At 52.8% G+C, this 11,241-nt stretch carries 14 protein-coding genes; 5 read left to right on the top strand and 9 right to left on the bottom strand.

What is annotated here, in order from left to right; translation table 11 throughout:
* Positions 1-41: 41 nt before the first annotated feature.
* The 4 genes from RQ738_RS12000 to RQ738_RS11985 form a co-directional block, all read right to left on the bottom strand.
* Positions 42-407 carry a hypothetical protein gene (locus tag RQ738_RS12000; RefSeq protein ID WP_314165472.1) on the bottom strand — a complete coding sequence of 122 codons (366 nt, stop codon included), beginning with the start codon at positions 405-407 and terminating at the stop codon, positions 42-44.
* Between the two features lie 21 nt (positions 408-428).
* Entirely contained in the window at positions 429-983 is a 555-nt protein-coding gene (locus tag RQ738_RS11995; RefSeq protein ID WP_314165471.1) for a hypothetical protein, read from the bottom strand.
* A 241-nt stretch (positions 984-1,224) separates the two neighbouring features.
* The gene (locus tag RQ738_RS11990) at positions 1,225-1,827 is read right to left on the bottom strand and encodes an SET domain-containing protein (RefSeq protein WP_314165470.1); all 603 of its coding nucleotides are present in this window, start codon (positions 1,825-1,827) and stop codon (positions 1,225-1,227) included.
* Between the two features lie 77 nt (positions 1,828-1,904).
* Complete coding sequence (locus tag RQ738_RS11985) at positions 1,905-2,087, bottom strand: PA3496 family putative envelope integrity protein (RefSeq protein WP_314165469.1); 183 nt, start codon at positions 2,085-2,087, stop codon at positions 1,905-1,907.
* A gap of 398 nt (positions 2,088-2,485) precedes the next feature.
* On the opposite strand from RQ738_RS11985, the gene RQ738_RS11980 reads away from it, so the two are divergent.
* Complete coding sequence (locus RQ738_RS11980; RefSeq protein ID WP_314165468.1) at positions 2,486-2,869, top strand: hypothetical protein; 384 nt, start codon at positions 2,486-2,488, stop codon at positions 2,867-2,869.
* Between the two features lie 153 nt (positions 2,870-3,022).
* On the opposite strand, the gene RQ738_RS11975 is transcribed toward RQ738_RS11980, so the two are convergent.
* From RQ738_RS11975 to RQ738_RS11960, 4 genes are all read right to left on the bottom strand, one after another.
* On the bottom strand, positions 3,023-3,514 hold the full coding sequence (locus RQ738_RS11975; RefSeq protein ID WP_314165466.1) for a hypothetical protein: 492 nt from the start codon (positions 3,512-3,514) through the stop codon (positions 3,023-3,025).
* Complete coding sequence (locus RQ738_RS11970) at positions 3,514-4,098, bottom strand: sigma-70 family RNA polymerase sigma factor (RefSeq protein WP_314165465.1); 585 nt, start codon at positions 4,096-4,098, stop codon at positions 3,514-3,516. Before RQ738_RS11970 ends, RQ738_RS11975 begins: the two co-directional genes overlap by 1 nt.
* 13 nt (positions 4,099-4,111) lie before the next feature.
* Positions 4,112-4,729 (bottom strand): EF-hand domain-containing protein, encoded by a 618-nt coding sequence (locus RQ738_RS11965; protein WP_314165464.1) that lies wholly within the window; start codon positions 4,727-4,729, stop codon positions 4,112-4,114.
* A gap of 233 nt (positions 4,730-4,962) precedes the next feature.
* Positions 4,963-6,012 carry a mechanosensitive ion channel family protein gene (locus RQ738_RS11960; protein WP_314165463.1) on the bottom strand — a complete coding sequence of 350 codons (1,050 nt, stop codon included), beginning with the start codon at positions 6,010-6,012 and terminating at the stop codon, positions 4,963-4,965.
* A gap of 263 nt (positions 6,013-6,275) precedes the next feature.
* Between RQ738_RS11960 and RQ738_RS11955 the strand changes: the two genes are divergently transcribed.
* Positions 6,276-6,776 (top strand): heme-binding protein, encoded by a 501-nt coding sequence (locus RQ738_RS11955; RefSeq protein WP_314165462.1) that lies wholly within the window; start codon positions 6,276-6,278, stop codon positions 6,774-6,776.
* A gap of 244 nt (positions 6,777-7,020) precedes the next feature.
* Positions 7,021-8,394: a Glu/Leu/Phe/Val dehydrogenase gene (locus RQ738_RS11950; protein ID WP_314165461.1), complete on the top strand. Its 1,374-nt coding sequence runs from the start codon at positions 7,021-7,023 to the stop codon at positions 8,392-8,394.
* Positions 8,395-8,447: 53 nt separating this feature from the next.
* On the opposite strand, the gene RQ738_RS11945 is transcribed toward RQ738_RS11950, so the two are convergent.
* A complete protein-coding gene (locus RQ738_RS11945) occupies positions 8,448-9,179 on the bottom strand; it encodes a hypothetical protein (RefSeq protein WP_314165459.1) in 732 nt (243 codons plus the stop codon).
* A gap of 161 nt (positions 9,180-9,340) precedes the next feature.
* Between RQ738_RS11945 and RQ738_RS11940 the strand changes: the two genes are divergently transcribed.
* Together RQ738_RS11940 and RQ738_RS11935 are read left to right on the top strand one after the other, a co-directional pair.
* Positions 9,341-10,267, top strand: a complete 927-nt coding sequence (locus RQ738_RS11940; protein ID WP_314165458.1) for an ABC transporter ATP-binding protein — start codon at positions 9,341-9,343, stop codon at positions 10,265-10,267.
* Positions 10,264-11,025 (top strand): ABC transporter permease, encoded by a 762-nt coding sequence (locus RQ738_RS11935; RefSeq protein WP_314165457.1) that lies wholly within the window; start codon positions 10,264-10,266, stop codon positions 11,023-11,025. Before RQ738_RS11940 ends, RQ738_RS11935 begins: the two co-directional genes overlap by 4 nt.
* The last annotated feature ends 216 nt before the right edge of the window (positions 11,026-11,241 follow it).

Below are 11,241 nucleotides of genomic sequence, written 5' to 3'. Positions count from 1 at the left end.
CCCTAATATCTGCGCGTATAATTCTTTGTCTCTCATGGCTTCTACGGTAACCTACCCACTTGATTTGGTGAAGAGCCGACATAAGTAATGCCATTAGTGGCCAGCTCACCCGCGTCATTTTTTGATTTCAGCTTGTATACATCCTTGTAGACATTGGATAAAACCTTGTTAAGTGCCGCCTCGATATCCTTGTATGGATGATAGGATATCCTGTCACCACCACCGCCCGGCGTCTCTATGTTTGCAGCCATATCGGTAGCTGAGATGTAATAACCCACAACCTTGTCTATCCTGACGCTGTTTTCCTGGGGCAACTCTTCAATCCGCGGTGATATAACAATCGGGTGTGCACAACCCAATAGTGTCAGCAGTGGAATAACGGCAAGAATTCTTGGTATATTTTTCATGTTAGCTCCGTATTGTTTGTATTACTTGCACGCCTTGATGAAATCCTCGTCAGAATAGAGTTTCTTCAGGAAATTCCTAACGGTATCAACATAGCCAATCTGCGCAGCAGGGACAGCAGAGAACGCGGCGAAGTATGACTCCCACTCATGGTTATTAGTGACGACCTTATTGTATTTTTCCGTACCTGCATTATTGACTATCACCCGCGCCGAGATGCTTGCCGTCCCTATATTGACACCCGATGCATCGAACTCATTCTTGAGCAGCACCCCTGATACCTCGATATTACTATCCGCCGCATAGTGAGAGGCCTGTTTCAGGTCTTCCGTTATGGCTGTCTTCAGATATTCCTCGTAGGATCCATTATAAGGCGACTCGAAGGTAGAGCCACGTATGGTCAATGCATTGATTTTCGGACTGGCCGAAGAAAATTCGCCGACCCGGATAGCTGATTTACCGCTTCTTTTCAGGATCTGGATATTCTCCGCTGCGATTTCATATTTATGTGCCTGAATCGCGCAGCCAGGCAAAAAAACCACACAGCACAGTATTAGCAGAAAATTTTCTGTTTTCATAACCTCCCCCTCACTGACTCTCAATTCTGAGTTGTTTTTAATTTTCTATTTGTTATATGTTAATCCAGCTTATAAAATACATCAATATCTGGCACCCCGGCAGCCGAAACACCCTCTTCTTTGCAGCATGACCCGGGATCGTTGTTGGTAATAATTTCCGGAAGGTTAAATGGTCGTCTGTAATTTTCAGAATTTTTTCTGTTTACAGGCAGTTCTTACAGAGAGGATAAAAGCGCCGGAATCAGGCAATATTCTGTGATATGCGTCGCTCAAGTTCGCTTACCGATCGATAGTCATGACTTCCGACCAGATACCCTTCCAGTAAACTACGAGTTTCACCATTGAGATACCCGAGCAAGGGTTGTGCTACATCAGGTAGGCAATCGATGGCTGCCTGCACCCTTCGATCCCAGTTATCCACAGAGGTGGCAAAATCGTTCACCCCGATATTTTTTCTGCAAAACAGGCTGCCACATTCGCAGCTCATCATGCATTCAATATTCAGCATGCCATAGTCATCGGTGATTTGTTCTCCCTTGACAATGTCCCGAACAGCGATCTCGAAACCATAGCCGGTACTCAGGGTATTACTATCGCAGGCATGATTAACATATTTGGCCAGGTCCCAACTCAGTACCTTGCTGCCGTCGGCCTCGGTATAGGAATACTTTTTGATATGCTCCCGGTATTTTTTATCCCGATATAGCATATCCTCTTCAAATACGATGATCTCCATTGCATCTTTGGCATACACTATGGTGCCCCTGGGAATATCAGCCGTGGCAAAAATACCGCAACCAATTCGTGGATTTATAGTGCGTAATTCAGTGTCCGGATGAAGCATACCTGGGAAATACCTCTAAATTATTATGCCCCCGGACATGGCCGGGGAGAAGACCGTATGGTTATACCTGTTTTAGTTCAGTAGTCCGGGAAATCGTCCAGTAACTTTCGTAACCGCTTTGCTTCCAGGCGGTCCTCCAGCTTACGGCGCGTTCTTTTCTGTTTCTTTTGCCTGGCCTTGTTTCGCATGGGGTTCTCGATAGAAAAACCCTCCTCGGCATAGTCGTTCTCTTCATCGTACATATCAGCAGGGTGGTGCATGTGTATATCCTCGTAAACACCTTGTCCAGCCAGCGATTGTCTTAATTACCCGAAAAAATACCAGCAATTATTTTCGATTGTCAGCATCGTTTTCTTCACTAAATGGCCTGCCTACCCGGGGCTGTTGCCATGACGCTGGAAACCGATGCAGCGGCTCCCTGGCGTAGTCGCCACTGGATAAAGCACTGGCTAGTAGTAGTACGATTATTTTGCATTTCGTTGATCACCTAAACTGCCAGTCCTTGCAGGCTTTAATGCACTGGCCAGTCCCGGATACGGGCAACACGATCAGCTTTCGTTTTGCATGGGGTGTTTGCAATTTCGCCATGCGGCGTGAGCATTACTCTTCACGCGGTCATATTGCGTACCGCTTAACCTGATTTACCTGGAGGAACAGCATGAAAAACGAATTTCAATTATCAATGCTAATTTCACTTACATTGTTGCTTGTAAGCCTGTTGATTGCCAGCGCCACGGTAACGGCACAACAACATCAGGGCGAACGGGGAAGCGTTAATGAGCAGTCCCGCGAACGTATCGAAATGGAAGCAGATCAAAAACGCGAACGTGTCGAAATGGAGGCGGACCAAAAACGTGAACGTGTCGAGGCACAACAAAAACGTGAACGTATGGAAATGGAAGCGGATCAAAAGCGCGAACGCGCCGAAATGGAAGCAGAGCGAAAACAGGCCGCACCTGCACCCGGCAAGGGAGAGATGATGGAAGGTGAAGGCACCAAAGAAGAAAAAACCAGGCGTAGATGGTGGCAGTTCTGGAAATAAACTACCAATGACTACCAGCCTGTTGTCGCCTGTCCTGCGTGCGTTCCACGCTTAAAGGGTGGCGCAGGCTGGCAGGAGTGCGAAAATGCATCTTGTCAGTGAGCCGGCTGGACAGGGACTCTAACCCGCCACCATGAGACGCAGACTGGATTCTTACAACATACTCATAAAGTCTGCAGGTAACTCTTCACTGCTATCAACACTCGCCTGGTCGGTTACTTCCTCCCATAACCAGTAGTCCATTTCCTGCAAGGCGAGCTGCTCGTTCTCTATTCCCTGTTGTGGGGCATTCATCACCATAAACACGATCGCCATCACGGCAAAACCCGCCGCGATCGATGTCGGCCACCACTGCCACCGCTCCTGTTGCTTCACAGTAACGCCGGCTACCTGCTGAGGCGGCAGCTTATCAACAATCCGCGCAAGGAGTGCATCGTCTGGCTGCTCTTCCAACTGCCCGGCCAACAAGACCGTATCAAGCTGTTGTGCTTCCTTATAACGCTGCTGCAGGGCCGGTGTTTCTGCCAACAGGGTCATCGCTGCATCACGCTCCTCTTCTGGCCAGCACCGGGTATTACTGCCATAGGCCTCGATCAATGTCTCGACTCGCTCGATACTGACAGACTGTTGTGTACTGGTGGTCATCATGATTCACCTTGCTGTTTGACAATTTCCTTTAAGCGTTTTCGTCCCCGGCTAAGTAGTGACTCAAGCGCCTCTATGCTCACCTTTAGCACTGCGGCGGTTTCCCGGTTACTCATGGTGTGGTAAACCGTGAGAAAAATAGCACTGCGCTGACGTTCCGGTAGTGCCTGCAGAGCCCGGGTGAGCTGGTGCTGGCGACAGTCGTGCTCGTAAGCCCTTTCAGGCGTTGCTGCCGAACACTTCAACTCATCCGTTGCCGGTTCCGTATCCCAACGCTCGCTACGCAGTTTATCCATGCACAGATTGTATACGATCCGCATTATCCAACTACGCGGAGACACGCCCCGATCCTGCCACTGTCCCGCTTTGATCCAGACCCGTGTCAGAGACTCCTGTACTACGTCTTCGGCATCACTACTGCTCACATAGCGCCGCGCAAAACCCAGCATAACCGGCATATGACGCCGTGCTAACTCCGTGAATGCCTGCTTGTTGGCACCGGCAATACGTTGCAACAGCCCGTGGTCTTCAATCTCAGACCACGGGCGATGTTGAACTACCGACGCCGGCTGTTTTGTCATCATCCGCCTATGCGGCTTATCTGGCGCTGACTTTCTTGCCGTGCAAATGGTTACGGTATGCCTTGATTTCATCTTCGGATACGACCTGGTCATTATTTGTATCAATACGTTTGAACCAGTTTGACCATGCGGCCAGGCTTTCGTTCCGGCTTATCTGGCCATCGCCATTTGCATCAAAACGCTTGAACATACGTTGCTTGTGATGCTTACGCTTTTGACTGCTCGCAAATTCCCCCTTGCTCACACTGCCATCGGCATCCTTGTCCATGCGCATAAAATGTCGCTCGGCCCGGGCCTGTCTGTGGGCCAGGTATTCATCGCGCCCTACCGTGCCGTCACCATTCGTATCCATCCGCGCAAAGCGTTTCTGCTTGTGCTCGTCTTTACGGCTACGCATGTAGTCACGCAACTCATCCTTGCTTATGATGCCACTGTCATCGGCATCCATGCGCTTGAAACGTTCTGCTGCAGCGGTATTGAACTCTGTCATATCGACGCTGCCGTCATTATTTGTATCGAAAAATTTCATGAAACGACCACCCTTACCATCGCCGTGTCCATCAGACGCCATCAATGGCGTGGAGGAGACAGCGAATACGAGTAAAGCCGCGCCTGTAAGCATTTGTTTTTTCATCATTCCATCCTCTAAAGACTATTCGGTCAGGTCGTGCTTACCGACCCTCGGAATATATAACGCTGCCACGGCCAAAACCCGTCGCTACCGGTAACATTTTTTTACCTTTAACAGAAAAACACTCAAAAGATAACGGCTCGGGCCTGTCTAACTACCCGGCTACCGGGGGTGTTTCGGCGTCCAGTGGCGTTGGGACATCAGGCCTTGTGGCGGGCGAAGGGACAGACCTCACTCTATGGCTGCTGTACATAAAGCGTCTGTGTTGGGTAGGCGAAAACGATACCTTCCTGCTCGAAGCGTTCGTGGATGCGCAGATTGATGGCCTGCTGGATATCCATGTATTCATTATAGTCCGGCCCCAGCACATAGTAGACCGACTCGAAGGCCAGTGCGAAATTGCCGTATTCCTTGAAATGTGAGCGGTCAAAGCGTGTTTTCTCCATCTTCTCAACCGCCTCACGGACGATATGCGGGATTGTGATCAGCTTGTCGCGCGGTGTCTGATAAGTGACACCGAGATTAAACACCACCCGGCGTTCGTACATGCGCCCGTAGTTACGAATGCGGCTGTTCAGCAAATCCAGGTTGGAAAAGATCAGTTGTTCCCCGGAGAGACTGCGCAGGCGCGTGGTCTTCATGCCGATATATTCCACCGAACCAAGGAAGTCGCCCATGATCAGGAAGTCACCTACCACAAAGGGCTTATCGAGAACGATTGACAGCGACGCGAATAAATCACCAAGTATGTTCTGTAACGCCAGCGCCACGGCGATACCGCCGATACCCAGGCCCGCAACCAGTGCCGTAACATTGACGCCCAGGTTATCCAGTATCAGCAGTAAGGCGATAGACCATATAACGATTTTACTGGCAAAATTGAGGATGTTCAGCGTCGTGACACTGGCGGGGTCGCTGGCCAGCTTACGCTGCCGATATTTCTCGATTATTACCTGCAGGGTGGCCGAGGCCCATACCGCTGCCTGGATGAGCAGGGCCATAATGACGATAACGCTCAACGTGAGCCGTGTTTTATCCGGGATCTCGACCGCCGCGCTGGCAATAAACAGGGCCAGGATAAGCAGGAACAGCCAACTTGTACGCCTGACCACGGCCAGCAGCACCGCCCACAGCGTATTCTTATTACGATCGGCAAGGTGCGTCAGGTATTTTATCCCCGCCACATAGAAACCGCCCGTCAGCAGCAGTATAACCAGTACAATGGCAACGGCGATCAGCCATGTCTGCAGGCTATTTGACGCAAACTCGGTCTGAAGGAATTCCATGCATTAACGCAATTTGTTGTCTGATAATTAATCATCAGTTTAATGCTAGTCCTTGCCGACCTCTATCAGGTTTAACCCCTAGGCCGGTTCGTCTGTCTGTGGTAACCGGTACAGGTCAATTTTCTTATAACCACATCACCAAAATGGAAATCATATCTTACGTATACACACGGCTTTTATTATCTCACCTTGCTCTCTATACTCGTTGCTACACCTTATTTTGCAGAACCTTTTTCTACACTTTTTTGCGGAGAACATTGCATATGTATAAACTATTTCTCTTCCCTGTGCTCGCCATTGCCGTAGCCTTCGCGCCGACCCTGCACGCCGAAGACCCCATGACCATCAACATCAAGCGCCTGAGCCTGGAGACGGCTAACCGCATTGCCGACGCCGCCATCAAGGCGTGTCGCAAAGAGGGTGTGCAAATCGCTGTCACCGTGGTTGACCGCGGTGGTCATCCGCAGGTTGTTATGCGTGACGTGCTGGCGATGGATATCACCTTGCCGATCAGCAAGCAGAAGGCGCATACGGCAATGGCCTTTAACAGTCCGCTCTCGCAAATGGAAGGCAGCTTCAAGGGTGCCTATGCAGTACCCAAGATCGACGGCCTGGTCATAAGCGCCGGCGGTCTGCCCATCAACATTGGCGGCACCATTCTCGGTGGCGTTGGTGTCAGTGGCGCGCCTTCCGGGGTCACCGATGAAAAATGTGCCCAGGCCGGTATTGATGCCGTCAAGGCGGATCTCGAAATGGAAGGCTAGAAATAATATCTGTATGGCACACGGACGTGCCGCTCGCCGCATTTGTTTTACCGTTCCTTCCAGTCCTTCATCCCGCCAATGACCTCATCAAGCTAAATGCTGCCACAGGGCAGGGTTGCCTGTATGTGGCTAGCGACGGTCCGGCGTTAATCCTGGCAATGATGCATCCCGGGTCACCTCATTCCCAACTAACCGGTAACGGTATAGACTAGCGCCATGAACGAATAATAATCGGGAGTGAACAATGCGCGAGGATCAAACCGAAACACCATCCGTCCCCCTCGAAGAATCAGACAAAAGCAATCCTGTCTACATGGCGCGGCAGCGTTTCGAGCGTGCCAGCCAGTATCTAAACGGCATAAAGCACGGCCTTGTTGATTTTCTCAATTCCCCCAAGCGCAGCATCAGCATTTGTTTCCCCATCGAGCTGGAAGATGGCTCGGTCGTCACCTTCCATGGTTACCGCGTCGTCCACAACCGCGTACTCGGCCCGGGGAAAGGCGGGATTCGTTTCCATCCCGATGTGAACGCCGATGAGATGCGCGCCCTCGCGGCACTCATGACCTGGAAGTGCGCACTCATCGACGTACCCTTTGGCGGCGCCAAGGGGGGCGTGGCCTGCGATCCCAAGACCTTGACTGAAACTGATCTGCGCCGTATCATCCGCCGCTATGTCAGCGAACTCGGCGACAATATTGGTCCGCATACGGATGTGCCCGCCCCCGATCTGTATACGAATGCCCAGACCATGGCCTGGATCTATGATACCTATGACATCCTTCACCAGGGAAAGGACAATCTCGCCGTAGTAACAGGCAAGCCCCTTGACCTGGGCGGTTCGGAAGGCCGTTGTGATGCTACCGCCCGCGGCTGCCTGTATGCCACCCAGCGCCTGCTGGAGCGCGGAGGCGTCACCGGACTCCGGGATATCAAGGGGGCAAGGGTTGCGATTCAGGGCTTTGGCAATGTCGGTGCAGCCGCGGCGCGCTTGTTCCAGGAAGAAGGCGCGATCATCGTCGCCATAAGCGATACCCAGGGCGGTATCCATGATGAAAATGGCCTCGACCCAGATGCCGTACAGACCTACAAGGACGAACACGAGACCGTCGTTGGCTTGCCGGAAACGCTCACCATCACCAATCAGGACCTATTGGAACTGGACTGTGAAATCCTGATCCCCGCGGCGCTGAGTAACCAGATACACAAGGAAAATGCCGCGCGCATACGCGCCAGGCTTATAGTTGAAGGTGCCAATGGGCCAATCACAGCCGACGCCGATGACATCCTCTTTAGCAATGGTGTGCTCGTGCTGCCGGATATTCTCGCGAATGCCGGCGGCGTGACGGTCAGTCATTTTGAATGGGTACAGAACATTGAGCATGAAAGCTGGGAACTCGAGGAGATTAACCGCAAGCTGAAAATCAAAATGACACGCGCTGTCGATACCGTGTTTGATCGCTGGCAACACCTGCTTACTGTAGGTACCCGCCCTGCAGACAGCGCCGATGCGGAAAACAACGACAACCAGCCGCCCGCGCCGGATCTGCGCACCGCGGCGCTGGTCGTCGCTATCGAACGTATGGCGAAAGTCACCCTCGAAAGGGGTATCTGGCCTTGACCGGTTATCCCGCAAGCCATCACCTTTCAGGCGACCGGCAATAAAGGCTGCCGCTACTGCCGTTTCCCGTGCTTCTGTGCCAGGTAGACCGTGTTGGTTGATTCCCCGCCCGTATACGGATTGGCAAAATCCACAACATGGGCCTCGGCAGTGGTAAATGTGCGTTCAAGCAACTGTATGAACGTTGCATCCGGCGGGTCGTCAGACCACAGCCCGAAGACACCACCGGCATGCAGCTTGGCCGCCATGTCAGCCAGGCCCCGCTCACTATAAAAAGTGCTGTTACCTGGATTGAGCCAATGGCCGGGGGTGTGATCGATATCCAGTAACACCGCATGCACTAGCGGCACCGGCACGGCAGACTCGAAACCACGGTTGCCTGCCGCCACCGCAAAGAAGTCGGCCTCCACCAGCCGGCAACGCGGGTCGGCGACCAGCGTCTCGCCCAGTGGCACCAGGCCGCGACGGTGCCAGTCGATAACGGGCGCCATCACATCAATCACCGTCAACGATCCGAGCAAGGGATTTTCCAGGGCCGCCGCCGCGGTATAGCCGAGCCCCAGGCCGCCGACCACGACATCCCAGTCGTCACCCTCAAGCGCCGCCAGGCCGAGCCGGGCCAGCGCAATCTCGGCAGCGGTAAACAGGCTGGACATGAGAAACTCCTCGCCCAGTTTGACCTCGTAAACGATTTTTCCGTCGAGTCGTGGCTCTGCCCGGCGCCGGAGACTGATTTCCCCCAGTGGTGTTTGCTGATAGTCCAGCTCCTCAAAGTCAAATATCATCTGTCCAAACCTGGTTGAAAAATACCCACTATTAGTGCCCGCGCGCTGCGCCACGAATATTCCGGACTGTTTATATTAACGTAACACTGAATGGGAGTACGGTTTTTTCTATTTGTTGACACTGGCACCGAGCACTGTATTCTTTTGTTGTAGAATTAATTATGCAACCCATTGTCTCTATATCCAATCTGTCCAAGACCTACGCGAACGGTTATCACGCCCTTAAGGGTGTGAGCCTCGACATTGCGCCGGGCGAGATCCTCGCGCTGCTCGGGCCGAATGGTGCCGGCAAGACCACCTTGATCTCGATCATTTGCGGGATCGTCAACGCCAGTTCCGGTACCGTGCGCGTCGCTGACCACGATATCATCAAGGATTATCGTATCACGCGGGCCATGATCGGCCTCGTTCCGCAGGAACTCACGCTTGGCGCCTTCGATACTGTCTGGAATACGCTGTCCTTCAGTCGAGGCCTGTTTGGCAAAAAGCCCGACCCGACCTATCTCGAGCAACTGCTCAAGGAGTTGTCGTTGTGGGAAAAGAGAGACAGCCATCTGCGGACGCTGTCCGGTGGCATGAAACGACGCGTGTTGATCGGCAAGGCGCTGTCACATGAACCGTCTATCCTGTTTCTCGACGAACCCACGGCCGGCGTCGACGTTGAATTGCGCAAGGACATGTGGGCACTGGTGTCGCGTCTGCGCCAGTCCGGCGTGACCATCATCCTCACGACCCATTATATCGAGGAGGCCGAGGCCATCGCCGATCGTGTCGGCGTGATCAATAACGGTGAACTGTTGCTGGTGGATGACAAGCGGGCACTCATGCACAAGCTCGGCACGCGGCAGCTGATTATGGAGCTAGAGGACCCCATCGACAGCATCCCTCCCGCCTTACAGGCCTGGATGCTGGAGCTCTCCGCCGATGGCCGGCAACTCATCTACACCTATGACCCGTTGAATATTCATAGCGGCATTCCGGGCTTATTCTCCGCCATCAGTGAGGCAGGCTTGCTAGTGAAAGACGTTGATACCTCGAAGAGTTCGCTGGAAGACATTTTTATTGACCTGGTCACGACCAAATCATGAACCTGCACGCCGTCAAAGTAATCTACAAGCATGAAATGCTCCGTTCCTGGAACACCCTGCTGCAGAGTTTTGCCTCACCGGTGATCTCCACCATACTGTATTTTGTTGTATTTGGTTCCGCCATCGGTTCACGGATCGAGGAGGTCGGCGGCGTCTCCTACGGCGCGTTTATTGTCCCCGGGCTGATCATGCTCGCACTCCTGACCCAGAGCATCTCGAATGCCTCGTTCGGTATTTTCTTTCCCAAGTTTACCGGCAGCATCTACGAGTTGATGTCGGCGCCCGTCTCCTTCATCGAAATACTGATCGGCTATGTCGGCGCCGCCGCCACCAAGTCGTTTATCATTGGCCTGATCATCCTCGCGACAGCGGGTTTCTTTGTCACCCTCGAGATTGCCCATCCTGTGTGGATGCTCATCTTCCTGGTGCTGACCTGCGTGTCGTTCAGTCTGTTCGGTTTCATTATCGGCCTGTGGGCAGACGACTTTGAAAAGCTGCAGCTCATCCCCTTGCTGGTAATTACCCCGCTCGTATTTCTCGGCGGCAGCTTCTACTCCGTAGATATGCTGCCTCCTGCCTGGCAGACCGTGACGCTGTTTAACCCGGTGATTTACCTGATTAGCGGCTTTCGCTGGAGCTTCTTCAACATCGCCGACGTCAGTGTCTGGCTGAGCCTGGCCATGGTGATGGTCTTCCTGCTGGCGTGCCTGACCACCGTCTGGTGGATGTTCAGGTCGGGTTATCGCTTGAAGCAGTGAGCCCGCAACAGGAACAACCGGCCCGGCTTATACTCCGGCACGCTATCAGGTAGTAGTGGAAAACTGAACGCACAGGCATTCATGCAGGCGCCTGGCATAATTCGATTCCGGGCAGCGTTAGCGTTTATAATCTTCGAACCACTGCTGTCCCGTTAACATAAGCCTGACAAGCAGTAAGCTTCGAGAAAATAAGGTAACCAGGTTGATTGATGCGCA

The organism is Sulfuriflexus sp. (assembly GCF_032250955.1).
Taxonomy (GTDB): domain Bacteria; phylum Pseudomonadota; class Gammaproteobacteria; order AKS1; family AKS1; genus Sulfuriflexus.
The sequence above is the reverse complement of the archived record's forward strand: the minus strand, read 5'-3'. Positions and strand labels throughout refer to the sequence as shown.